Origin of the sequence: Kineosporia corallincola, assembly GCF_018499875.1 — a bacterium.
Taxonomy (GTDB): Bacteria; Actinomycetota; Actinomycetes; order Actinomycetales; family Kineosporiaceae; genus Kineosporia; species Kineosporia corallincola.
Window position 1 is genome coordinate 1 of the sequence record NZ_JAHBAY010000016.1, and the last position, 22,551, is coordinate 22,551.

The 22,551-nt window shown below is 71.9% G+C and carries 21 protein-coding genes; 9 read left to right on the top strand and 12 right to left on the bottom strand.

Going from position 1 to position 22,551, the window contains the following annotated elements; translation table 11 throughout:
• Positions 1-3: 3 nt before the first annotated feature.
• Positions 4-288 carry a hypothetical protein gene (locus KIH74_RS29840; RefSeq protein WP_214159727.1) on the bottom strand — a complete coding sequence of 95 codons (285 nt, stop codon included), beginning with the start codon at positions 286-288 and terminating at the stop codon, positions 4-6.
• 86 nt (positions 289-374) lie between these two features.
• Positions 375-695 (bottom strand): hypothetical protein, encoded by a 321-nt coding sequence (locus KIH74_RS29845; protein ID WP_214159728.1) that lies wholly within the window; start codon positions 693-695, stop codon positions 375-377.
• A 121-nt stretch (positions 696-816) separates the two neighbouring features.
• Here KIH74_RS29845 and KIH74_RS29850 point away from each other — a divergent pair, with 121 nt between their 5' ends.
• Positions 817-1,401 carry a pyridoxamine 5'-phosphate oxidase family protein gene (locus KIH74_RS29850; RefSeq protein ID WP_214159729.1) on the top strand — a complete coding sequence of 195 codons (585 nt, stop codon included), beginning with the start codon at positions 817-819 and terminating at the stop codon, positions 1,399-1,401.
• A 109-nt stretch (positions 1,402-1,510) separates the two neighbouring features.
• Here the strand turns inward: KIH74_RS29850 and KIH74_RS29855 are convergent, their stop codons facing one another.
• From KIH74_RS29855 to KIH74_RS29875, 5 genes are all read right to left on the bottom strand, one after another.
• A complete protein-coding gene (locus KIH74_RS29855; RefSeq protein ID WP_214159730.1) occupies positions 1,511-1,918 on the bottom strand; it encodes a hypothetical protein in 408 nt (135 codons plus the stop codon).
• The gene (locus KIH74_RS29860) at positions 1,915-4,353 is read right to left on the bottom strand and encodes a DUF8616 domain-containing protein (protein ID WP_214159731.1); all 2,439 of its coding nucleotides are present in this window, start codon (positions 4,351-4,353) and stop codon (positions 1,915-1,917) included. Before KIH74_RS29860 ends, KIH74_RS29855 begins: the two co-directional genes overlap by 4 nt.
• A gap of 143 nt (positions 4,354-4,496) precedes the next feature.
• A complete protein-coding gene (locus KIH74_RS29865) occupies positions 4,497-6,617 on the bottom strand; it encodes a beta-galactosidase (RefSeq protein WP_214159732.1) in 2,121 nt (706 codons plus the stop codon).
• A 16-nt stretch (positions 6,618-6,633) separates the two neighbouring features.
• Positions 6,634-7,959, bottom strand: coding sequence for an MFS transporter (locus KIH74_RS29870; protein ID WP_214159733.1), 1,326 nt, complete (start codon positions 7,957-7,959; stop codon positions 6,634-6,636).
• Between the two features lie 129 nt (positions 7,960-8,088).
• On the bottom strand, positions 8,089-9,615 hold the full coding sequence (locus KIH74_RS29875; protein ID WP_214159734.1) for a glycoside hydrolase family 43 protein: 1,527 nt from the start codon (positions 9,613-9,615) through the stop codon (positions 8,089-8,091).
• A 169-nt stretch (positions 9,616-9,784) separates the two neighbouring features.
• Here KIH74_RS29875 and KIH74_RS29880 point away from each other — a divergent pair, with 169 nt between their 5' ends.
• The gene (locus tag KIH74_RS29880; RefSeq protein ID WP_214159735.1) at positions 9,785-10,819 is read left to right on the top strand and encodes a LacI family DNA-binding transcriptional regulator; all 1,035 of its coding nucleotides are present in this window, start codon (positions 9,785-9,787) and stop codon (positions 10,817-10,819) included.
• Here KIH74_RS29880 and KIH74_RS29885 read toward each other — a convergent pair.
• Positions 10,816-11,178 (bottom strand): hypothetical protein, encoded by a 363-nt coding sequence (locus KIH74_RS29885; protein ID WP_214159736.1) that lies wholly within the window; start codon positions 11,176-11,178, stop codon positions 10,816-10,818. The two genes, KIH74_RS29880 and KIH74_RS29885, sit on opposite strands and share 4 nt — an antisense overlap.
• A 79-nt stretch (positions 11,179-11,257) precedes the next feature.
• Positions 11,258-11,623 (bottom strand): PRC-barrel domain-containing protein, encoded by a 366-nt coding sequence (locus tag KIH74_RS29890; RefSeq protein WP_214159737.1) that lies wholly within the window; start codon positions 11,621-11,623, stop codon positions 11,258-11,260.
• Between the two features lie 483 nt (positions 11,624-12,106).
• On the opposite strand from KIH74_RS29890, the gene KIH74_RS29895 reads away from it, so the two are divergent.
• On the top strand, positions 12,107-12,583 hold the full coding sequence (locus tag KIH74_RS29895; RefSeq protein WP_214159738.1) for a nucleoside deaminase: 477 nt from the start codon (positions 12,107-12,109) through the stop codon (positions 12,581-12,583).
• A gap of 3 nt (positions 12,584-12,586) precedes the next feature.
• On the opposite strand, the gene KIH74_RS29900 is transcribed toward KIH74_RS29895, so the two are convergent.
• Positions 12,587-13,042: an Lrp/AsnC family transcriptional regulator gene (locus tag KIH74_RS29900; RefSeq protein ID WP_308114045.1), complete on the bottom strand. Its 456-nt coding sequence runs from the start codon at positions 13,040-13,042 to the stop codon at positions 12,587-12,589.
• A 151-nt stretch (positions 13,043-13,193) separates the two neighbouring features.
• Here KIH74_RS29900 and KIH74_RS29905 point away from each other — a divergent pair, with 151 nt between their 5' ends.
• A complete protein-coding gene (locus KIH74_RS29905) occupies positions 13,194-14,459 on the top strand; it encodes a hypothetical protein (protein WP_214159739.1) in 1,266 nt (421 codons plus the stop codon).
• On the opposite strand, the gene KIH74_RS29910 is transcribed toward KIH74_RS29905, so the two are convergent.
• Positions 14,443-15,393 (bottom strand): quinone oxidoreductase family protein, encoded by a 951-nt coding sequence (locus KIH74_RS29910; RefSeq protein ID WP_214159740.1) that lies wholly within the window; start codon positions 15,391-15,393, stop codon positions 14,443-14,445. The two genes, KIH74_RS29905 and KIH74_RS29910, sit on opposite strands and share 17 nt — an antisense overlap.
• Before the next feature lie 102 nt (positions 15,394-15,495).
• On the opposite strand from KIH74_RS29910, the gene KIH74_RS29915 reads away from it, so the two are divergent.
• The gene (locus tag KIH74_RS29915) at positions 15,496-15,939 is read left to right on the top strand and encodes a MarR family winged helix-turn-helix transcriptional regulator (protein ID WP_214159741.1); all 444 of its coding nucleotides are present in this window, start codon (positions 15,496-15,498) and stop codon (positions 15,937-15,939) included.
• 119 nt (positions 15,940-16,058) lie between these two features.
• Here KIH74_RS29915 and hpxO read toward each other — a convergent pair whose 3' ends face one another.
• Positions 16,059-17,216, bottom strand: a complete 1,158-nt coding sequence (gene hpxO / locus KIH74_RS29920) for an FAD-dependent urate hydroxylase HpxO (RefSeq protein ID WP_214159742.1) — start codon at positions 17,214-17,216, stop codon at positions 16,059-16,061.
• 321 nt (positions 17,217-17,537) lie between these two features.
• On the opposite strand from hpxO, the gene KIH74_RS29925 reads away from it, so the two are divergent.
• The 4 genes from KIH74_RS29925 to KIH74_RS29940 are packed head-to-tail and all read left to right on the top strand — an operon-like array spanning position 17,538 to position 22,454.
• On the top strand, positions 17,538-18,920 hold the full coding sequence (locus KIH74_RS29925; protein ID WP_214159743.1) for a xanthine dehydrogenase small subunit: 1,383 nt from the start codon (positions 17,538-17,540) through the stop codon (positions 18,918-18,920).
• On the top strand, positions 18,917-21,196 hold the full coding sequence (locus tag KIH74_RS29930) for a xanthine dehydrogenase molybdopterin binding subunit (protein ID WP_214159744.1): 2,280 nt from the start codon (positions 18,917-18,919) through the stop codon (positions 21,194-21,196). Before KIH74_RS29925 ends, KIH74_RS29930 begins: the two co-directional genes overlap by 4 nt.
• The gene (gene xdhC, locus KIH74_RS29935; RefSeq protein WP_214159745.1) at positions 21,184-22,005 is read left to right on the top strand and encodes a xanthine dehydrogenase accessory protein XdhC; all 822 of its coding nucleotides are present in this window, start codon (positions 21,184-21,186) and stop codon (positions 22,003-22,005) included. The genes KIH74_RS29930 and xdhC overlap by 13 nt, the downstream gene beginning before the upstream one ends.
• A complete protein-coding gene (locus KIH74_RS29940; protein ID WP_214159746.1) occupies positions 22,002-22,454 on the top strand; it encodes a GNAT family N-acetyltransferase in 453 nt (150 codons plus the stop codon). Before xdhC ends, KIH74_RS29940 begins: the two co-directional genes overlap by 4 nt.
• Positions 22,455-22,551: the final 97 nt, after the last annotated feature.

Genomic DNA, 22,551 nt, shown 5'->3' on the forward strand with positions numbered 1-22,551 from the left:
CCGTCACACGTGATCACCAATGCCGGCAACTGCCCCCGGTACGCCCACACCCGCCCGCGCGACCACCAGAAAATCTTGCCGCTGACGGTGACAGGCCGCCAGGGCGTCCATGAGCTCGTCGTCCAAAACCGCCGTGGCCAGGCACAGATCGACGACACGATGCTCGGCCTCGTGCATCGCCACCGCCGCCGCGATCACCTCGGCCGGCGCCAGAAGACGCAGACGGGTGATGCAGTCCAGCTGCTCCTGATGAGCCTTGGCGATCTGTTCGGTGAGCGGTTCGATCAACGCGTCACCAGGCGGTGCGGCCCTGGCCGCGCGCAGCCGCCGGGCAGCGGCGGTTCGCGAGAAACCGCTGCTCCAGACTGGTGGGGTCACCCGTCGAGCGAGAACTCGCTCTGCTCGCCCCCGGGTACCACCCGGGTCGGAGGTGCGGGCAGGTGCTGTTCCGGTGCGACGGCCTGCCAGCGCATGGCATACCGGTCGTGCCGCACCACACCCTCGCGAGCGAGCTGGTGCAGCGAACGGCTCACCTGGTCGCCGATCACCAGCACCTCCCAGGAGGAACGGACGTCGGCCGGGAGCTCGTCCCACAGCCGCACGCGGATCTCCCGCAGCGTCATTCCGGCCGGGTTCGTGGCGAGACAGGCCAGGACCCAGGTGTCGGTTCTGGCGCTGAGCTGGTTGTGGTCCATCGGGACCATCACACCACACGCGGCGCCGATCGGGAGGATTCGGCCGCGCAGGAACTCGGAGGCCGGGCCGGTGTGAGGTGGGCTACGTTGAGTGTGAGTGACAACGACGAGGAGCTCCGGCATGGCCAAGCAGTTTCCCGAAATCATCCCCAGGCTTCAGCGGTTCATCGAGAAGCAGCAGATGTTCTTCGTGGCGACCGCGGCCCGCGACGGGCGGGTCAACGTCTCGCCCAAGGGCCTCGACAGCCTGCGGGTGCTGGGGCCCGGTCGGGTGGTCTGGCTGAACGGCACCGGCAGTGGTAACGAGACCGCCGCGCACCTGCTGGACTCGCCACGCATGACGATCATGTTCTGCTCGTTCGCGCGCGAGCCCCTGATCCTGCGGCTGTACGGCACGGCCCGCGCGGTGCACGAGGGCGATGCGGAGTGGGACGAACTGCTGGCCCTGTTCCCGCCGATGCTGGGGTCCCGCAACATCTACCTGCTCGACATCGACCTGGTGCAGACGTCGTGCGGTTTCGGTGTGCCGGAGTTCGAGTTCACCGGCCAGCGGGAGCTCATGCACACGTGGGCGCAGAAGAAGGGCGCGCACGGGCTGCGGGCCTATCACGAGGAGAAGAACCTGAGCAGCATCGACGGATTCCCGACCGGGTTGCCGTTGCCCGACGCCGACGCCGACGCCGACGCCGAGGCCGAAACGGCCTGAGACACCGTTCCTTTCGGTACCGTTCACCCGGCGGAGGCGAACCTGCCCACCGGCCGGTGTGGCCGGGCGGTGACCGAACCCGGCTTCCTGAAAGGCCTTCGGCCGTGGCTCAGCCGGAGAACGGTTCCAGGAAGGCGGATTCGACCTCGAGCAGCTGGTCGGGGTGCAGCCGGGGCTGTGCCCAGTCGAGCAGCTCGAGGTGCAGCACGAACGGCAGAGGCACGGCCACGTGGTACTTCTCGACGTAGTGGGCCAGGTCGCGGGGCCAGACCCAGGCGCCGTCGGTGACCATCTCCAGTGGGGCCACGCCCTGGGCCGAGGGATCGAGCACGTCGTCGGTCAGGCAGCCGGTGGCCACCAGCACGGTGTTGCCCCAGAGGTGGCGCAGCAGCCTGCTCTCCTGCGCCTGCGGCAGCGGGTCCGCCCGGCCGGGGCGGGGGAGGGACTCGCGCAAGCTCTCGCCGGTGGGCAGGCCGTGCGGCAGTTCGCGGAAGAATCCGGCGCGGCTGATGATCATCGTCGGGGTCCAGGCTCGAAGGATTCCCAGCGGCCGGAGGGCGCCAGGGGTGAGGGGCCGACGATCAGCCGGCCCGACTCGAAGACGTGCACGGTGTCGGTGGGGGCCAGCACCCGCACGCCGAGCCGGTCGGCGAGCAGCTGGGCGGTGCCGGCCGGGGCACCGCCGGCGGTGCCGGGGATCAGGCGCACCGGGCCACCGGCGTACGAGGCGTCCTTGAGGATCAGCTTCGCCAGGGCGCGGGCACTGGGCACGCCGACGGCCTGCACCACCACGTCGTGGTGCCCGGGTGCCGGCACGGCCCGGGTGGCGTACTCGGTGAAAACCTCCGCCTTGCCGAGGAAACCGGACAGGCCACCGAGATCGAAGGCGTGCAGGTAGTCCTCGGCCGTGGTGCGCACACCGCGGGCCTCGACCGCGCCGCCGAAGGTGACCGGGACCATGGTCAGAGCCAGTTCGGCGGCGTCGGCCAGCAGACCGGCCGGGGTGGCCCGGGCCAGGTAGGTGCGGGTGGCCGCACGGGGCGCCCGCACGAACGTGGCGGCCCCGTACCCGTAGGAGGCCAGGTACACGGCGGTGCCGGAGACGCCGGGCGAGGCGCCGAGCGACCCGGCCGCCAGCGCGGCCAGCCCGGTGAGTCCGCCGGTCAGCAGGACCTGTTGCCAGACGGCCAGTTCCGTCCACCAGGTGCCGGGCCCGGACAGGTCGGCGGAACCCGACGGCGCGTGCACCAGCCACAGCACGGCCAGGGCGGGCAGCAGGGTGAGCACGGCCGCGACCCGCCAGACCACCACCTGTGAGAGTCCGCCGCCGGACGGGTCACGATGCAGGTCGCTGTGCCAGGCGTAGGCCTCCTGCCGGGCGTGGCGGGTCATCTCCATCGCGGCGCGGCCGCGCACCAGCCGGGTCAGCCGGGACTCGCCGCTCACCCCCGCGTGCGCGGCGAGGATCACCGCCTTGTCTCGGATCGCGTAGGCCACGAGGGAGCAGCACGCGACCGTCAGCGTGTGCCGACCCAGCTGTACCAGCCAGAGGACGACGGCAGCCCTCTCCAGCCCCGCCCTCCGAACCCTCGCACCGCGGGACGAACCGGAGGACGCCCGGCGCCGCCCGTGGTCCGGGACGGTAGCGGTGTGGTTGCTGCGGGAGGTGACCGGTGTGGTGGCCGGTGTGGTGACCGGGTCTGCGGGCGGGCTCGGCGGATCGTGCGGAGGCTTGGGGGGAGAGACGCTGGAGGACACGGCCGGCGGATGCGCGGCGCCGGGGGAGGCAGTGTCGGGGGAGGCAGTGCCGGGCTGGGCGGTGTGCGGGGGTGTGATCGTGGGGGATGTGGTGGCCGAGGGTGCAACCGGCCCGGGTGAGGGAGCGGTGAGGGGCGACGTGGTGGGGGACGGAGCCGCGGGGGGCGGAGCTGCGGGATCGGCGTCGCCGGGCGAGATATCTTGCGGCGCAGGGTATGTGGGGGCCGGGGCCAGGCGGTTCGACCAGGCGCGGGCCCACCGGGCCGCGCGCCAGGGCACGGGCAGGACGGTCAGGTCGCCGCGGCACTCGTCGGCGGTGAGCAGGTGCCGGGCGTCGACCAGCACGGCCAGCAGCACCACCAGCACGGCCGCCACCCGCAGGCCGGTGCGCAGCGGCAGCTCGCCCACCTGCCCGGCCCACCCGAACGGTTCCGGGAGGGATCCCGTGAGGGTGAGGACGGCGTCCACCATGGGTGTGCCGACGGCGACCGCCCAGACCAGGGGAACCACCAGCAGCCAGGACACGCGGGAGACCAGGCGTGCCGCGCGGCCGGCCGACGCGGCCGCGCGCCAGCCCACCACGGCCAGCCCGAGGGTGCCGCAGACCACGACCGCGGCCACGAACCCGGGCCCGGGCACGGCCGGTGCCCCGAGACCCCGCGCCAGTTCCCGCACCGCCCGGAAACCCAGGCCGGCCGCGAGACCCAGCAGCACCCAGTCGCCCACCGCGAACCGGCGCGCCCGTCGCGGCGCCACCAGCGCCACAGCGGCCGGCGGCACCAGCTGGGCCAGGGCGGTTCCGGCCACCTGGAGCGCCGCCGGACGGGGCTCGGGCAGCACGAGCAGCAGGGTCACGGCGGTGGCGGCGGCCCAGACCAGGGACGCCGCGAACACCAGGCCCAGGGCGGCCCAGCGCACCGTACGGGTGACCGTCAGCAGAAAACCGGCCACCATCAGCACGAGCACCGGCACGAACTGCGCCACCGCGGAACGTGCCCCGGGCAGCAGGACCACGGCCAGGAGCAGCCAGGCCAGCGCCGTCCACAGAACCACCGACCGCACCAGCCGCAGCCGGGGGACCAGGCCGGGCCGCACCCGGAAACGCCGCCGGGAGACCGGGCCGGGCTCCGGGTCGTGGATGTCGTCCGGGGTGTCCGTGATGCCGGTAGGGGTCTGTGCTGTCTTCGTCGCCATGCCCGGTTCCTGTTGACCTGCTCACTCCCCGGAGTTCACGGGCCTGCGGTCGGTTCAGGCCTTCTCCGGGGAGCGAACCAGGATGCTGGCGTCCCGGGTGTTATCTGTGCGCTGTTTCAGGGGTATGTCCTGCTCAAGAACCGCTACGCGGGGGTGACCAGCACCACCACGTCCCACGGGCCGAGCGTCAGCGTGTCACCCTCGGTCACCCGGTCGCCGGTGTGCAGGTTCTCGGCGGCCAGCGGCACCACCACCGAGGCACTCTCCCACGACCAGTTCTGCACCACCCACAGCCGTTCACCCCGGCCGTTGACCGCCGAGTGGACGCGCACGGACGGGGCGTCCGGCGTCCACACGTTCTCCAGCGAACCGGCAGAATCGGCGGAACCGGCGGAACCGGCGGCCCAGGACAGCACCGACGAGGCGAGCTGCGGGTTGGGCAGGCAGCCGACGGCCGACACCCGCCCGGCGCCGTGTTCGCGGGTGGTCACGGCGGCGTAGTCGCCGTGGAACGGATGGTCGTAGCGGGCCACCACGGTGCCGTCGGTGACCTGGTACGACTCGATCCACTCCCGGGCCCCGGCGCCCTCGGCCAGGGTCAGACCCGAACCGGGGACGGCGAGGACCGGGACCGTCTCCTCCAGGTTCGTGTACTCGTCGTACCAGGCGCCCGCCGCCTCGTGCAGCCCGCCGCCGGGCGCGATCTCCGGACGGGCGCGGGCCTCGGTGTCGGCGTAGCCGGTGCGCGGCCCGAGCACGAGATGCCCACCGGCGGCGGCGTAGTCGAGCAGCCAGGCGAGCACCGCGTCGTCGGCCACGTAGTACGCGGAGACGACGAAGACCGGCAGTTCCCGGGCCACCTCGGCCGGGTCGGCGTCGAGGATCTTGCTGGCGTGGTACACGCGGGTCTGGAGCCCGGCGTCGAAGGCGCCGCGGGAGAACGCCTCCACCAGCGGGCCGTAGGAGTCCGGCACCGGCATGCCGTCGGGAGCGGCCAGCGGGCCCCACTTCTCGAACGACCACTTGCTTGCGTGGTCGTACAGCAGGCCCACCTGGGCGTCGGGACGCAGGCCGACGATGCGGTCGCCGAGGCCGGCCAGTTCCTGCCCGATCGCGGCGATCTCACGGTAGGTGCGGCCCGGCCGCTGGCTGTGCGGAAGCACGCCGCCCCAGTAGGTTTCCGGGCCGAAGTGCAGGGTGTGCCAGTGCCAGTACTCGATCATCTGGGCGCCCCGGCTGATCAGGGCCCAGGCCGCCTGCCGGCGCTGGCCCGGGTAGCCGGGCTGGTTCATCGACGAGAACCCGATGGACTGCGCGCCGACCTCGGTGACCAGGAACGGCTCGTGCCGGGTGCCGAACATCCAGTCGGCGCTGTGGTAGAGCGCCCAGGTGCCCTGCGTCCACCAGGTCTGCGGCTTCACCGCGGTGTCGGGCAGGGCCAGGGCGTCCTGCGCCTTGAAGTAGGGGTTGCCGGCGGTCACGGTGAACAGCTCACCGAGCGCGTCGTCCCGCACCGTCGGCCGACTGTACGACATGCAGGTCATCACGAAACGATCACCGGCGTACTCGTTCACGATTCCGGTCTGCCAGGCGATGAACTCGGTGAGCAGGTCGGCCTGGAACAGCCGCCAGGCCAGGTCGTACTGCGGCAGCGCGTTGGCGTCGGGCCGCCACAGGTCGCTCCAGTCGCTCAGCCGGTGCGACCAGTAGGTGAGACCCCAGGCCTCGTTGAGCTTCTCGACCGTTCCGTACCGGTGCCGCAGGTGGTCGCGGAACCGCTCGAACACCCCCGGGTTGTGCAGAACCCAGGCCCCTGGCTCGTTGTCGACCTGGAACCCGACGATCGCCGGGTGCTGGGCGTGCCGTTCCAGGATGCGCCGCACCACCCGCTCGGCGTGGAACCGGAAGGCGGCGTGGGTGACGTCCATCTCCTGCCGCATGCCCCAGCCGAACTTCTTCCCGGTGGCGATCTCGGCGTTGATCTCCGGGTAGCGACGCTGGAGCCACGGCGGCACCGCGTAGGTCGGGGTGCCGAGAATGACCGCGATGCCGTGCCTCCCGGCGGCGTCCAGCACCGGGGTGATCCATTCCAGGTCGAAGACGCCGTCCTCGGGCTCCCAGGTGGACCAGACCGACTCGCCGATCCGGATCACGCTGAACCCGGCGGCCTTCATCTCCTCGAAGTCCTGCTCCAGCCGCGGGGTGGGCTGGTACTCGTGGTAGTAGGCCGCGCCGTAGAGGACCTGGGACGGTGTGTAACTCATCGAATTTCCTTAGGTTTCAGCGGACCGACGTGATCCGGGTGATCGAGAGTGCGCCGATGACGGCCATCGCGATCGAGATCGGGAAGATCAGCCCGTAGGCGCCGGTCGAGACCGCCACGGTGGAGGTGATGATCGGGCCGATGGTCTGGCCGAGCGTGGTGGCCAGGTTGAGGATGCCCAGGTCCTTGCCCGCCTCCTCCTTGCTCGGCAGCACGTCGACGTTGATCGCCTGGTCGACGGAACCGAAGACGCCGTAACCGAATCCGGCGATCGCGGCGTAGAGGAACATGCCCATGGACGACGGGAAGATCCACGGCATCGCCACACCGACGGCGAACAGCCCGGCGGCGACCACGGCGGGGGCCTTGCGGCGGCCGATCCGGTCGGTGATCGGGCCCGAGCCCAGCGAGGCGACCAGCCCGACGACCAGGGTGATGATCGACATCGTGGAGATGGTGGCGGCCGACTTCACCGTGGACTGGCCCACGTAGTTCTGCACGATGTAGAGCTGGTAGGCGGCGATCATCTGGTAGCTGATCAGCATGAACAGCCGGCCGACGAACGCCTTGTAGAAGTCCGGCGCGCTCCTCGGGGCGGGCGGCCGGAAGGAGGCCAGCAGGTCCCTGAAACCGCCGGCCACCGCGGCCTGCCGCTCGGCCGAGCGCTCGCGCGGCCAGACGAACAGGGTGAGGACGCCGGACAGGCCGAGCAGCACGGCGGCCAGGACATAGCCGGGGGTGGTGGCGGTGATGAAGGCCGCGCCGATCAGGGCGCCGAGCGGGTAGCCGATGGTGGCGCCGCCGCCGAAGAAGGCGGACATGGTGCCGCGCACGTTCAGCGGCACCCGGTCGGCGATCACGGCCAGGGCGGGCGCCAGCATCATGTTCAGGCCGACCATGGTGACGCAGTAGATGACCATGATCGCGACCGGGCTGCCGACCACGCCGACCAGGAAGATCGAGACGGCGGCGATGATCCCGCCGAACAGCAGCCACGGGCTGCGGCGGCCGAAGCGCGATCGGCTGCGGTCGGAGAGGTTTCCGAACACCAGGTTGGCGACCAGCGAGACGATCGCGGTGACCGAGTTGATCGTGCCGAACCAGGCGTCGGGGGACGAGACGCCGATGTCGGTGAGGCGCTGCGGCAGCAGGACGTTGGCGACCATGGCCAGGCCGATGGCCCAGCAGATGCCGAAGAACAGGTAGCCGGCGCCGAAGCGGGCGATCGTCGCGCGGCTGGGGACCTGACCGGTGTCGGGTGCGACGTCGTCCGGAATCTCCTGGACGACGGGGTTTTCCGGGTTCTCGGGGGAGAGCTCGGGGACGGAGGCAGGGGAACTCATGTCAACCTTCTTTGGTTGTGCCCCGGATCGCCCCAGTGACGGGCGGCCCGTGACGGTTCTTCATTGAACAGGATGAGTCCGGCTCCCGGCGGCCGTGACGACGGCCGCCGGGAGCGGTGGTGGGGCTGATCAGCTCTCGGAGCCGGAGGCCTGGTAGCCGGTGAAGGTCACGGTGCCCTCGACCGCGTACAGGCCGATGACCCGGCCGGTGAACGACGCGGCGGTCTCCGCGGACAGGTAGCGGCCGTCGACCCGGGCCAGGTCCAGCGTCTGCCCGCCCGCCTCGGCGCGGAGCACGACGTGATCGCTCGTCATCATCTCCGCGCTGAACCCGGCGGGCTGCGGGCGCACCGCGTCCAGGTGCAGGGTGACCGGTCCGGCCGGCAGCGTCCCGGTCCATTCCTGGCGCAGGCCGGGCACCTTCGCGCGGGCGGTGACCACGACGCCGGCGCCCTCGGCGCGGGCCTCGATCTCGTAGTGGTGTTCCTCGTCGTAGCGCACGGCCAGGCCGCCGGTGCCCGCGGAGACGTCGACGGTGGTGCGGGACTCCACCGCGAAGGTGAGCTGCCGGCGTCCCACGAAGGAGGGCCGCAGGTCGTCGAGGGTGGAACCGTCGCCCTCGATGCGCAGCGCACCGTTCTCGACCGTGCCGATGACGGAGGGCAGGCGGCGCGGGGCGATCCAGCGGTTGTCGAGCGGCCCGTCGAACGTCACCACATCGGTCAGCGGCGAGCGTGGGGCGAGATGCACCGGCTCGGCCACCGGCCAGCCGTCGACCCAGGTCACCCGGGTGACGAAGGTTTCGCGGCCGAGCGGGGAGAACGCCCGCGTGCCGCCGCCGGGGCGGACGCCGAGCATCACCATCAGGGTCTCGCCGTCCGGGCCCTCGACCAGGTCGCCGTGGCCGGTGTTCTGGATCGGCCGGATCGTGCTGCGGGCGGTGAGGAACGGGTTGGCGGGCCCGGCCTCGAACGGGCCCTCGGGCGAGGTGGAGCGGGCGATCGAGACGCCGTGGCCGCGCTCGGTGCCGCCCTCGGCGATCATCAGGTACCAGTGGTCGCCGCGGTGGTACAGGTGCGGGGCCTCGGGGAACATGAAGCCGGAACCGGACCAGATCGAGCGCGGTTCCTCCAGCAGCGTGCCGGTTTCCAGATCGACGCGGGCCTGGAGGATGCCCAGGTGCTCGCCCACCCTCTCGCCGCTGAGCACCAGGCCGGAGCAGGTGACGTAGGCCTGGCCCTCGTCGTCCCAGACCAGGTCGGGGTCGATGCCGTCGAGGCCCTCGATCACGGTGCCGTCGCTCCACGGGCCGGCCGGGTCGGTGGCGGTGAACACGACGCAGCCGCGGCCGGAGGGCACGGTGACGATCACGTGGAAGACGCCGTCCCGGTGCCGGATGGTGGGGGCCCAGACGCCGAGGTTGGTCGCGACCTCGCCCAGGTTCAGCTGCTCGGGGCGGGTGCCGACGTTGCCGATCTGCTCCCAGGTGACGAAGTCGGTGCTGCGGTACACCGGGAGGCCGGGCAGGTACTCGAAGGTGGAGGTGACGATGTAGTACACGTCGTCGACCCGGACCACGGACGGGTCGGGGTTGAAGCCGGGAAGAAGGGGATTCGGGTAGGGGGCTCCGATGCCTCCGAACGTTTCTGGCGTCATCGCCATGCTCCCTTGCATTCGTTGCTTTGAAACTGTTTCGCTAAGTTTCGCTGGTGGAGTGACTGTAGAGAGGGTCAATAGCCGAAGCAAGAGGTCTAATGCACTCGACAGGAACGAAACTGTTTCAACGCTGATAGGCTGCTGACCCGCCGTGCAGGGGAGTGACCACATGTCCAGGGGGCCGCAAGAGCGGGCCACGCTCGACTCGATCGCGGAGCTGGTCGGGGTCTCCAAGGCCACGGTGTCCAAGGTGCTGAACGAGCGGCCAGGGGTGTCCGAGGCCACCCGCCGGCGGGTGCGCGAGGCCTTCCGGCAACTCGGCTACATGCCCACCACGCGCACCCCCGACCCGCTGGGAAGACGAACCGTGGTGGCGCTTTTCGACACCCTGGCGAACCTCTACGCGCTGCGCATGCTGGACGGCCTGATCGCCGAGGCGCAGCGGGAGGGGTTCGAGGTGGTGCCCGACGTCACCTCGCCGCTCGACCCGGGCCCGGGCGCGCTGCTGCGGCCGGAGCGGGTACGGCAGATGCGCGAGCACGGCCATCAGGGCCTGCTGGTGGTGACCACGCAGCTGTCCGACGAGGTGACCCGCACCTGTGCCGAGATCGGGCTGCCGGTGGTGGCGATCGACCCGCCCAACGCGCTCGACCCGGCGGTCGCGAGTGTGGGCTCCAACAACTGGTCGGGCGGCTACCAGGCCACCGAGCACCTGGTGTCGCTCGGGCACCGGCGCATCGGGTTCGTCGGCGGCTCGGCGGCGCACGCCGGGCTGCGGGAACGTCGCGGCGGCTACCGGGCCGCGCTGGAAGAGGCCGGGATCAGCGAGGATCCGGAACTGGTCGGCGAGAGCGGCATGGGGGCGGCGGGCGATGACGCGGCCCGCATGCTCGAACTACCCGATCCGCCAACGGCTTTCTACGCCTCCAGTGACCCGGGTGCACTGGCGGTGCTGCGTCAGGTCACCGAGAAGGGGCTGCGGGTGCCGGAAGACATCAGCATCGTGGGCTACGACGACACCTACACCTCGCTGCCGCTCCCGATTCTGCTGACCACCGTGCACACCCCGATCGTCGAGATCGGCCGGGTGGCCATGGCCACCGTGGTCGGCATGACGCAGGGCCGGCCGCCGGTGTCGAGCCATCTCCAGCTGGCCACCTCGCTGGTGGTGCGGGAGTCGAGCGCCCCGCCGCCGGTGCGTTAGAAGTCGTCTTGCGGGGCGGTCAGGGCGAACCACCCGTCGGGGGCGGGCGGGTGCACGACGACCGGCACCACGCTGCCGTCGCCGAAGGTCAGGGTGACCTCCGGATCGGCCTCGCGCAGGAGCTCCAGCGCCTCGGCCACGCGCGGGTCCGCGTGGGTGAGGCGTCCACGTGCGCGCCAGTTCCCGGACGTTCCGGCCGGTTCGGCCGGCTCGCTCGGCTCGGTCGTCCTGGCCGGCTCGGTCGTCCTTGCCGGCTCGGTCGTCTCGCTGACGACGACCTCGATCTCGTCGCCGCCGAAGGCGGTGAGCTGGTTGACCTGCCAGCTCAGGCGGGCGGTCAGCTGGTGACGGGTCTCCATGCCGCATTCAACCGCGGGTGGGGCGGGAACGCCGAACGGCGCCGGGTCGCAGACCCGGCGCCGTTCGTGGATCTGCTGGTCACAGACCCTTGTCGTACTGGCCGTAGTAGGTGCCGACCTCGTCGCGGTGCGTCGTGTCGGACCAGGTGCCGCCCTCCTCGAACTTCGGGGAGCTCTTGATCTGGTCCTTCGTCAGGTCGACGTAGATGTCCTTCTTCTCCACGTCGACCGAGCGGACCACCGCGGCGGGCAGCAGGACCTTCTTGCCGAAGATCCACGGGCCGGTGTCGACCACGAGGTAGCTGCCGCCGGTCTCGTAGGTGGCCTCGTCGACCTTGCCGATGTGACCGTCCGTGGCCTGGACCGACAGACCCGCCAGGTCGTGGCCGGTGCCGAAGTCCGAGCCGGAGCGGTAGTTCCAGGGGTCCCAGCTGTTCGTGCTCACCGTGAGTGCCTCCTTGCGTGTGGCGGTTTGGGCTACGGAGGAGCTTTCGCCGAAACTCAGGCGAAATCTCCGTGTGACATCCAGTTGATCGCGGTCTGCGAGTTCCGCAACGTCAGATGTCAGCCCTCGCGCCCGGCCGGTACGGCCCGTTCCCGTTCTTCCCGTTGGTGGAGGTGGGGCACGCGAACCGGGAGCAGTGCTCGACGTAGGGCGGCTTCTCGAGTATCGCGGTGGACCGCCGCACGAACGTCACCTGGTCGGTGGCCGGCGGAAACGTTGGCCCCGCGAGGCAATTGATCGGCCGTGCCGTCATCGGTGCGGGTGCGCCCGCCGCGCCCCGTCCGGGTTCGTGCTCTCGCTGGGTGCCGGCGACCTTCGGACACCGTCCCGGTGTGGGGACGGAAGGTGCCACGTCCACTACGGTTGCCAGGTCAGGCGCCGGACCCCGGCCGGCCCGTCGTCGTCCGTTGATTGTGAGCTCTGGTGGAATCCGTCACACCGCAGGACATCTCGTACCTGGAGCGGGCCGTCGCCCTGGCCTGGGAGGCCCGTGAGCGGGGAGACCACCCGTTCGGCGCGCTGCTGGTGACGCCGGGCGAGGAGGTGGTCGAGGCCCGCAACAGCGTGGTCACCGGCTCCGACCCGACCGGTCACGCGGAGAGCAACCTGGTGCGGCTGGCCGGCCGGCTCGACCGGGGAGCGCTGAGCCGCGGCACGCTGTACACCAGCACCGAGCCCTGCGCGATGTGCGCCGGGGCGATCTACTGGTCGGGCATCGGCCGGGTGGTGTTCGCGCTGTCCGAGGCCGAACTCGGCACCCTGGTCGAGGAGGAGGAGGGCGTGCCCCCGCTCGACCTGCCCTGCCGTGAGGTGTTCGCCCGGGGCGGCCGGTCGATCGTGGTGGACGGGCCGGTCGGCCTGCCGGCCGCCGTCGAGGTGCATCAGGGGTTCTGGAACTAGCCGTCAGAGAAGCTGTTCCATGCGCCGGGGGATCACCTGGCGCAGCACGAACGAGGAGTCGGTGCGGCGGATCCCGCGGCAGCGCATGATCCGCTGGGTGACCCGGTAGACGTCGTCCGGGTCGGCGGCGACCAGCTCGATCAGCAGGTCGCTGCCGCCCGACACCGCCGAGCACTCAATGATCTCCGGCACCCGCTCCAGGTCTTCCACCAGGCCGTCGAAGCGGTTCTGGTCCACCTCGGCCCGCACGAACACCCGCAGCGGCTTGCCCACCACCGCGCCGTCGAGGCGGCTGGTGGCCGGGGCCAGCAAACCGCTCTCGGTCAGCCGCCGCAGATGGGCGAGCACCGTGCCCCGGGCCAGTTTGAGGTCCTGAGCGATGTACTGCGTGGTGGCCCGGGGGTGGCGGTCCAGCACCCGGAGGATGTCGCGGTCGATGCCGTCGAGGCTCGCGGGCACGAAGATCTCCCTGGTTGATCGTTCTGACCACTGGCGCGGCCGGGATCGGCCGTCGGCTGACCATTATGGCCAGCCCTCCCGGTGACGGTTGATGCGGACGGTGCCGATTGCCCATCGTTGTGGTCAGAACGACGAGCAACCGGAGGATTCAGTGCGTGAGGGTGACGTTCGGGCGGGCCGTGCCGTCGTCTGGCTGTTCTGCGCCGTCACCGCCGGGGTGAACGTGCCCAATGCCCTGGTGCCGCAGTACGCCTCGCGTTACGACCTGCCGCCGGACGGTCAGGCACTGCTGCTGTCGATCTACATGGCGACGCTCGTGGGCACCCTCCTGCTGCTGGCCCGCCGTCCGCGGCCGGGTGGGGCGCGGCGGCTGCTGCTCGCGGCCGGGGTGGTGTCGATCCTGGCGGACACCCTCATCGGGCTGGGTGCGCTGGCGTTCGGTTTCGTGCTGGCCGGGCGGGTGCTGGCGGGGCTGGCGATGGCCCTCGGCACCAGCGCCGCCGCCGGGCTGGCCCTGGCCCACCTCGGCGAGCGCGGGCGCACGGCGATCGGGACGGGGACCGTTCTGGGTTCTCTGGCGGGCAATCTCGGGGCCGGGGCGGTGGCGGCCGCGGGCGGCGCGGTGCTGGTGACGGTGCCGTTCGTGCACGCGGTGCTGACCGGGGTGGTGCTGGCGGGCGCGGCGGTGCTGGTGCCGGGCGGCGATGTGCTGCGCGGCACGGCCCGGCGTGGTGCGGTGCCGGGTGAGTGGAGCGGGACCTCCGCCGGGGTGCGTGAGATCCCGCCTGCCGTCGTTCTTCCGGTGTACTCGCCGCGGCAGCGGGTGGCCGGTTACATCGTGGGGGCCGCGTCGTGGCTGGCGGCCGGGCTGGTGCTGGCGCTGGTGCCCGCCGCCGTGCGGCAGGCCCGGCCGGACAGCTCACCGGTGGAGTACATGCTGCCCTGCGCCGCCCTCCTGGTGACCGCGTGGCTGGCGCAGCGGGCGCTGGCGCCGCGTCTGCACCGGGTGCGGGCATGGGCGGTGTCGGCCGGGATCGTGGCCGGCACCACGGCCGTGGCCCTGAGCCTGACCGGGGGTTCGCTGCCCCTGGTCACCGCGGCCTGTGCGCTGCTGGGCCTGGCCCAGGGGCCGGCCTACACGCTCGGCATGATCACCGTGACCAACCGGCTCGGCCCGGCCGAGCAGGCCACGGTGACCGCCCGGTATGCGGCCTGGGCCTATTCCACCTGTGCCGCAGGGGTTCTGGTGACCGGGGTGCTGGCCGCGCGGATCGGGCTGCCGGCCGGGCTGTGCCTGGTCGCGGTCTCGGCGGCGGTGGCCGGGGTGGTGGCCACCGGGCTGGCCGGGCGCGCCCGGTCGGCGGAGGCGCGGGCGCTGGACGAGCTGGCCGTCACGGCCCTCAGGCCTGCGGGGTGATGACGATGCGCCGGTCGCTGTCGCGTGCCCGGCCCCAGGCCTGCTCGACGCCGGCGAGCGGCACGGTGGTGACGTCGACGGTGATCCGGCCCTCGGCCACGGCCGCGGCGATCTGCGTGAGCTCGGCCAGGATGTCGCGGGTGGGCACGGAGCCCTGCCCGCTGCCGACCACGGCCAGGCGGGCGGCACGCAGCGCGGCGGAGGGAATCGCCGCGGTGGGCCCGGCCATCGACCCGATCTGCACCCAGGTCAGCGGCTCGCCCCGGTCGGCCCGGTCGGTGACCAGGGTGGTCATGACGGCGGTGGCGGGTTCACCCCACAGGTAGTCGAGCACCACGTCCACCCCGGCCGCGACCCGGCCCAGCCGGGAGGTGCCCTCGCCGAGCGCCACGGTGTCGGTGGCGCCGAGAGCGGTCAGCGCGCCGAGCTTTTCGGGGTCCCGGCCGACGGCGACGATCTGGCCGGCGCCGAACAGCCGGGCCACCTGCACGGCCGTCCGCCCGGCGTTGCCGGTGGCGCCGAGCACGAGCACCTTCTGCCCGGCGGTGAACTCGATCCGGCGGCGCAGCGCGACCCACGACGACATGGCCGGGTTCATCACGGCGGCCACGGCGACCGGGTCGGTGCCGTCGGGCAGCACGATGCTGCGGCGGGCGTCGATCACGGTCTGCTCGGCCATCGCGCCGAGCGGGGTGTCCGGCAGCACGAAGTAGCGCAGCCGGCCCTCCCGGTCGCGGCCGACGCCGTCGATGCCGGGCACCAGCGGCAGTTCGTCGGTGCTGGTGTAGTGCGAACCGCCGGCCTGCGACAGCACCCGCGGGTGCAGCCCGGTGGCGATCACGTCGACCACCAGCTCGCCGTCGGCGGGATCGGGCAGGGGGAAGTCCTGGTAACGGGGAGCGGCGTCGAACGACGAGACCACGGCTGCCTTCATGGCGACCTCCGATGGGTTGGTTGGGAACACCAACCAAAGTAGGTGGCATTGCCAACCAACGTCAAGTGGTTGGCAATGCCAACCATGAACTAGGATCGGCGCATGTCACCCGAACCGGTGGTGGAGCCGCTCGTGGACGTGCTCGTGCAGACCACCTTCCGCATCACCACCGCGCTGATCCGGGTCGGCGCCGAGCACGACCTGTCGCTCACCCAGCTGCGCGTGCTCGGCATCCTGCGCGACCACCGCGTACGGGTGACCGAGCTGGCGGCCCACCTCGGCCTGGACAAGTCCACGATGTCCGGCCTCATCGACCGCGCCGAGAAGCGCGGCCTGGTGCGGCGCGAGCGCAACGCCGAGGACCGCCGCGCCGTCGACGTGATGATCGCCCCGGCCGGCCTGGCACTGGCCGAGACCGCCTATCGCGAGGTGACGCAGGCCGTCTCGGCCGAGACCGGCCGCCTCGACCCGGCCCAGGCCGACGAGCTGGCCGGCCTGCTGCGGATCATGCTCTCCGCCCCCCAGGCCGTGGTTCAGCGTCCCTGAACCGTCCGCGGCGGCGTCCTCTCCCCGAGACGCCGCGTGGGGGAGCGGACGGCGCAAAAATGATGGACGACGGCGAGCCCGTGACGCGCTCGCCGTCGTCCGTCAATTCGGCTGCCGGGCTACCCCAGTGGATTGCCCACCATGTTGCCCACGATGCCCCGGATCACCCCGGTGCCGTCTTCCCGCCGCAGCTCCTCGTACCAGGCTTGGGTGATCTCCGGGTCCTTGGCGTGGGTCACGTCGGCGCGCTTGCGGGCCCACATCACCAGGTCGCCGGCCCGCTGGGTGCGGGCCGCCTGGTAGCGGCGCAGGCTGTCTTCCACGCCGAGGGTGGTGGTGGCCAGCACCCGCTCCAGCACGATCGTGTCTTCCAGGGCGGAGCAGGCGCCCTGCCCGATGTCGGGCGTGGTGTTGTGGGCGGAGTCGCCGAGCAGCGCCACCCGCCCGCGCACCCAGGTGTGGAACGGGTCGATGTCGAACACCTCGACTCGGTTGGTGCTGGCCGGGTCGATCCGCTCGATCAGCCGCTGCACGCCGGGCGCCCAGCCGCTGAAGTGCTTCGACAGCACCGCGCGGGCGTCCGCGCGGTCGTAGGGCAGACCGGCCGGCTCGACCACGTCGAAGAAGAAGTAGAACCGGTCGCCCGCCACGGGCATCACCGAGACCCGCTGCCCGTCGGCCACATACGTCGTCCACTGGTCGGCCGGCCCGACCTCCGGGTCGATCTCGACCAGGCCGTTGTAGTTCACGTATCCGGCGTAGCGGCGTTCCAGCTCGGCGCCCACCACGTAGGAGCGGATGCGCGAGCGCGCCCCGTCGGCGCCGATCAGCATGTCGCCGGTGGCCGTCTCACCGTTGGCGAAGGTCGCCGTGACCGTGTCGCCGTGCTGCTCCACACCCTCCAGCCGCATGCCGAAGCGGATGCGGTCCAGCCCGAACGCCTCCATCAGCGCGGCCTGGAGCTCGGCGCGCGAGACCGGGTAGGGGCGCTGCCCCATCTCCTCGGTGACCGGCGCCAGGCTGAACCGGCACATCGTGTCGCCGGTACGGCCGTCGCGGTACGACATGTTGTCCATGCGCCCGCCCAGCCGCGCGGTCACCTCGCCCAGCCCCAGGTGGTTGAGCGCCTTCACCCCGTTGGGCCACAGCGACAGCGCGGCCCCCACCGGCCGGTTCTCCGTCACCTGCTCGTAGATCTCGACCTGGTGACCGAGGCGCGTGAGCGCGGTCCCGGCACTGGTGCCGCCGATTCCCGCGCCGATGATGATGATTCGCATGGAGACCCTTCTGAGCTGCCCGAATCCGGTGCGATTTTTATGGCACCGGTCGTGCGGGCCACTGTAGAGCCATAGGTCCCGCGGGCCTGCGGCCGGCGGAAATCATTGCCGCAGCGGAATTAACGAGCCGGAAACAAAAACGTGCCGATGGTCCGGAAGGTGCAACCTCGCTTGTCAGGCCGGGACCTATGGCTCTACGGTACCCGCCATGGACCTCCGCTCCCGCACTCACAGCACCGCATGGGTGCGGGGCCGCGTCGCGCACGGGAATCGGCGGCATCTGCCCAGCCACCCGTCCACGCCGACCCCGGAAGCCGGAGCATGCCTACCACCATCGTCAATGGAAAATCCCTTCAGCTAGGCGATTTTCCCGCCAACGGCTCCGCCCTCGACGCGCTGCGCGCGCAGGGCCTGCTCGGGGCCAAGGAGGGGTGCGCCGAGGGGGAGTGCGGCGCCTGCGCCGTGCTGGTGGCCCGCCCGGGCGTGGCCAGTGCCACCGAGTGGACCGCCGTCAACGCCTGCCTGATGCCCGCCGGTGCCCTGGCGGGCATGGAGGTGCGCACCTCCGAAGGTCTCGCCGGGCCGGACGGCCTGCACCCGGTGCAGCGTGAGCTGGCCGAGCGGGGCGGCTCGCAGTGCGGCTACTGCACGCCCGGGTTCGTGTGCAGCATGGCCGCCGAGTACTACCGGCCCGACCGCGGCGAGCACTTCGACCTGCACGCGCTCAGCGGAAACCTTTGCCGCTGCACCGGATACCGGCCGATCCGCGACGCCGCCACGGCCCTCGGCCGGCCCGCGCCCGGCGACCCGCTGGCCGAGCGCTGCTCGCACGCGCCGCCCACCCCCGAACCCGGTGGCGGTGCCGGCTTCCTGCGCCCGGCCACGCTGGCCGAGGCGCTCGACGTGCTCGCGCGCGACCCCGCGGCCACCGTCGTGTCCGGCGCCACCGACCTCGGTGTCGACATCAACCTCAAGGGTTTACGGCCGGAACTGATCGTCTCGATCGGCCATCTCGACGAACTGCGCACACTGGAGATCACGGACGAATCCGTCCGGTTCGGTGCGGCACTCACCCTGACCGAGCTGGAACGCCGCCTGGACGGCCGGGTCCCGCTGCTGGCCGAGCTGTTCCCGCAGTTCGCCTCCCGGCTGATCCGCAACTCGGCCACCGCGGGCGGCAGCCTCGGCACCGCCTCGCCGATCGGCGACCTGGCCCCGGTGCTGCTGGCCCTGGACGCCGGCCTGGTGCTCACCTCGGCCGCCGGCGGCGACCGGGAGGTGCCGCTGGCGGACTACTTCACCGGCTACCGCGCCACCGTGGCCCGGCCCGGCGAGATCATCCGCGACATCCGGGTGCCGCTGCCCCTGCCGGGGCACACCGCCTTCCAGAAGATCGCCAAGCGCCGCTACGACGACATCTCCAGCGTCGCCGTGGCGCTCGCCCTCGACCTGGACGACGACGGTGTGGTCACCCGCGCCCGCATCGGGCTCGGCGGCGTGGCCGCCACCCCGGTGCGCGCCCTGGCCACCGAGGCCGCGCTGACCGGCCGCCCGTTCACCGAGGACACGATCGAGGCCGCCGCCGCGGTGCTGGGCGGTGAGGGCACGCCGCTGGACGACCACCGGGCCAGCGCCGCCTTCCGCTCGGCCATGCTCGGCGAGTCGCTGCGCCGGTTCGGCGCCGGAATGCTGGAGGCACGATGAGCGGCGGCAGGCCCGACGCCGGCGACACGACGAGCGTCGGCAGGCCCGTCGCGCACGAGAGCGCCGTGCAGCACGTCACCGGAAAGGCCCTCTACACCGACGATCTGGTGTACCGCACGGCCAACGTGCTGCACGCCTACCCGGTGCAGGCGCCGCACGCGCACGCCCTGGTCACCTCCCTCGACGTCAGCCTGGCCCTGGAGATGCCCGGGGTGGTGCGGGTGCTGACCGCCGCCGACGTGCCGGGCGTCAACGACGCCGGGGTCAAGCACGACGAGCCGCTGTTCCCCACCGAGGTCATGTACTACGGCCACGCCGTGTGCTGGGTGCTGGGGGAGAGCCTGGAGCAGGCCCGGCTGGGCGCCGGGGCGGTCCGGGTGGAGTACCGGCCCCTGCCCTCGGTGATCACGGTGCGGGAGGCGATCGCCGAGCAGAGCTACCAGGGCGCCCCGCTGCTGATGGAGCGCGGTGCGGCGGCCGAGGGACTGGCCGGTGCCGCCCACGTGTTCGAGGGTGAGTTCGCCTTCTCCGGGCAGGAGCACTTCTACCTGGAGACGCACAGCTCGCTGGCGATGACCGACGAGGCCGGGCAGGTCTTCGTGCAGGCCAGCACCCAGCACCCGAGCGAGACCCAGGAGATCGTGGCGCACGTGCTCGGGCTGCGCAGCCACGAGGTCACCGTGCAGTGCCTGCGGATGGGTGGCGGCTTCGGCGGCAAGGAGATGCAGCCGCACGGTCTGGCCGCGGTCGCGGCGCTCGGCGCGCAGCTGACCGGCCGGCCGGTGCGCATGCGCCTGAGCCGGGCCCTCGACATGGCCCTGACCGGAAAGCGTCACGGCTTCCACGCCTCCTGGCGGGTGGGCTTCGACGCCGACGGGAAGCTGCTGGCGCTCGACGCCACGCTCACCTCGGACGGCGGCTGGAGCCTGGACCTGTCCGAGCCGGTGCTGTCGCGGGCGCTGTGCCACATCGACAACGCCTACTGGATCCCGCACATCAGCGTGAAGGGCCGCGTGGCCCGCACCAACAAGACGTCCCAGACCGCGTTCCGCGGCTTCGGCGGCCCGCAGGGCATGCTGGTGATCGAGGACATCCTCGGCCGGTGCGCCCCGCGCCTGGGCGTCCCGGCCGACGAGCTACGGCGCCGCAACTTCTACCGGCCCGGCCAGGAGACCCCCTACGGGCAGCCGGTGCGGCACCCGGAGCGGCTGGAACGGTCCTGGCAGCAGGCCCTCGACATCAGCGACTTCCAGCGGCGGCAGGGCGAGATCGAGCGGTTCAACGCCGGGAACCGGCACCGCAGAAGGGGTCTGGCCATCACCCCGCTGAAGTTCGGCATCTCGTTCAACTTCACGGCCTTCAACCAGGCCGGCGCGCTGGTGCACGTGTACAAGGACGGCTCGGTGCTGATCAACCACGGCGGCACCGAGATGGGCCAGGGCCTGCACACCAAGATGCTCCAGGTGGCGGCCACCACGCTCGGCCTGCCCCTGGAGAAGGTGCGGCTGGCCCCGACCCGCACCGACAAGGTGCCCAACACCTCGGCCACGGCGGCCTCCTCGGGCACCGACCTGAACGGCGCCGCGGTGCAGGACGCCTGCCGGCAGATCCTCGACCGGATCAGGGACGTGCCGGGCGAGACCTGGGAGGAGCGGGTGACCAATGCCTACTTCTCCCGGATCCAGCTGTCCGCCGCGGGTTTCTACCGCACCGAGGGCATCCACTGGGACGGCCGGGCGATGCGCGGGCACCCGTTCAAGTACTTCGCCTACGGCGTGGCGGTGGCCGAGGCCGAGGTGGACGCCTTCACCGGAGCCTACGAGATCCGCCGCGTCGACATCGTGCACGACGTCGGCGACAGCATCTCGCCGCTGATCGACATCGGGCAGATCGAGGGCGGTTTCGTGCAGGGGCTGGGCTGGCTCACGCTGGAGGACCTGCGCTGGGACGAGACCGACGGCCCGCACCGCGGCCGCCTGCTCACCGCCGGTGCCAGCACCTACAAGATCCCGAGCTTCTCCGAGATGCCGGACGTGCTCAACGTGACCCTGCTCGACGAGGCCACCGAGGACGGCGTGGTGCACGGTTCCAAGGCGGTCGGCGAGCCGCCCTTCATGCTGGCCTTCTCGGTGCGCGAGGCGATCCGCCAGGCGGTCGCGGCGTTCGGGCCCGGCGACGCCGCCGTGGAACTGCCCTCACCGGCCACCCCCGAGCAGGTCTACTGGGCCGTGCAGCGGGCCCGGGTGCCGCGACGGGAGCCGGCATGGACTGGCTGAGCGGGATCGAGCAGCTGCGCCGCCGCCACGAGAGCGGGGTGCTGGTCACCGTGGCCGCCGTGCGCGGTCACGCCCCGCGTGAGGCGGGCGCGAAAATGCTGGTGTCGCAGCACGAGACATGGGGCACCGTGGGTGGCGGCAACCTGGAGGCGGTGGCGATCGAGCGGGCGCGCGGTGCGCTGCCGGCGCCCGAGCTGATCACGCTGTCGCTGAACGACAAGGTGCCCACCCAGCACGGTGTGCAGTGCTGCGGCGGCGAGGTGACGCTGCTGCTGGAGCCGCTGAACGTGGCCCCGGCCGTGGCGATCTTCGGAATCGGCCACGTCGGGATGGAACTCGCCCGCATCATGGCCCGCCACGACCTCGACCTGCACCTGGTGGACACCCGGGCCGGACAGCTCTCCCCGGAACGGCTCGCCCCGCTGCACGACGCCCGGGCCCGGGTGCGGGTGCACGCCGTGCCGATCGCCCCGGAGCAGGTGCTGGCCGAACTGCCGCAGGGCACCCATGTGCTGGTGATGACCCACGACCACGCCGAGGACCTGGCGATCTGTGACCAGGCCCTGCGCACGGCTCGGGTCGGCTCGATCGGCCTGATCGGGTCCACCGCCAAGCGCGGCAACTTCCGCAGGCGGCTGGAGGACGCCGGCCATCCCGATCCGCTGTCGCGGATCCGTTGTCCCGTCGGCATTCCCACGGTCACCGGCAAGAACCCGGCCACCGTCGCGGTCAGTGTGGCCGCCGAGCTGCTGGTGCTGATGCAGGCCGAGTTGCGCACGCCCGAGCCACTGGCCGCGCCCCGGCCGTGACGATCGTCTGCGGGTGGCGCGCACCGTTCCGGAACGAGGATGTGAACGCGCTGCACGCAGCGGCTTTCGGCAGTGACCCGGAAGACTGGTGGGGCCGGGTGAACCGGCACAGCCTGGGCTGGGTGTGCGCGCACGAGTCCGGCCGGCTGGCCGGGTTCGTCAATGTCGCCTGGGACGGCGGTGCCCACGCCTTCCTGCTCGACACCGTGGTGGCGGACCACCTGCGGCGCGGCGGGCTGGGCCGGGAGCTGGTGGCCGTCGCGGCCCGCGGCGCCCGCGCGGCCGGCTGCGCCTGGCTGCACGTCGACTTCGAGGAGCGGCTGCGGCCGTTCTATCTGGGTGCGTGCGGCTTCGGTTCCACCGCCGCCGGGCTGATCGCGCTGCGGTCAACGGTGGACGACGAGGAGCAACCGCCGGGCTCCTCGTCGTCCGTCATGGACCGACCGTGACTGTGATGCCGGATACGGTTTTTCGTGGCCCCAAATGCCTGCAACATTCTTTTTGCCTGCCGTTCGCGGGTTCTGCGGCCCACTGAACGATCACCGA

Bases quoted from the DNA above. Each gene is read 5' to 3' on its own strand.
- KIH74_RS29845 (WP_214159728.1), bottom strand. From the start codon at position 695: ATGGACCACAACCAGCTCAGCGCCAGAACCGACACCTGGGTCCTGGCC.
- KIH74_RS29850 (WP_214159729.1), top strand. From the start codon at position 817: ATGGCCAAGCAGTTTCCCGAAATCATCCCCAGGCTTCAGCGGTTCATC.
- KIH74_RS29855 (WP_214159730.1), bottom strand. From the start codon at position 1,918: ATGATCATCAGCCGCGCCGGATTCTTCCGCGAACTGCCGCACGGCCTG.
- KIH74_RS29860 (WP_214159731.1), bottom strand. From the start codon at position 4,353: ATGGCGACGAAGACAGCACAGACCCCTACCGGCATCACGGACACCCCG.
- KIH74_RS29865 (WP_214159732.1), bottom strand. From the start codon at position 6,617: ATGAGTTACACACCGTCCCAGGTCCTCTACGGCGCGGCCTACTACCAC.
- KIH74_RS29870 (WP_214159733.1), bottom strand. From the start codon at position 7,959: ATGAGTTCCCCTGCCTCCGTCCCCGAGCTCTCCCCCGAGAACCCGGAA.
- KIH74_RS29875 (WP_214159734.1), bottom strand. From the start codon at position 9,615: ATGACGCCAGAAACGTTCGGAGGCATCGGAGCCCCCTACCCGAATCCC.
- KIH74_RS29880 (WP_214159735.1), top strand. From the start codon at position 9,785: ATGTCCAGGGGGCCGCAAGAGCGGGCCACGCTCGACTCGATCGCGGAG.
- KIH74_RS29885 (WP_214159736.1), bottom strand. From the start codon at position 11,178: ATGGAGACCCGTCACCAGCTGACCGCCCGCCTGAGCTGGCAGGTCAAC.
- KIH74_RS29910 (WP_214159740.1), bottom strand. From the start codon at position 15,393: ATGAAGGCAGCCGTGGTCTCGTCGTTCGACGCCGCTCCCCGTTACCAG.
- KIH74_RS29915 (WP_214159741.1), top strand. From the start codon at position 15,496: ATGTCACCCGAACCGGTGGTGGAGCCGCTCGTGGACGTGCTCGTGCAG.
- hpxO (WP_214159742.1), bottom strand. From the start codon at position 17,216: ATGCGAATCATCATCATCGGCGCGGGAATCGGCGGCACCAGTGCCGGG.
- KIH74_RS29925 (WP_214159743.1), top strand. From the start codon at position 17,538: ATGCCTACCACCATCGTCAATGGAAAATCCCTTCAGCTAGGCGATTTT.
- KIH74_RS29930 (WP_214159744.1), top strand. From the start codon at position 18,917: ATGAGCGGCGGCAGGCCCGACGCCGGCGACACGACGAGCGTCGGCAGG.
- xdhC (WP_214159745.1), top strand. From the start codon at position 21,184: ATGGACTGGCTGAGCGGGATCGAGCAGCTGCGCCGCCGCCACGAGAGC.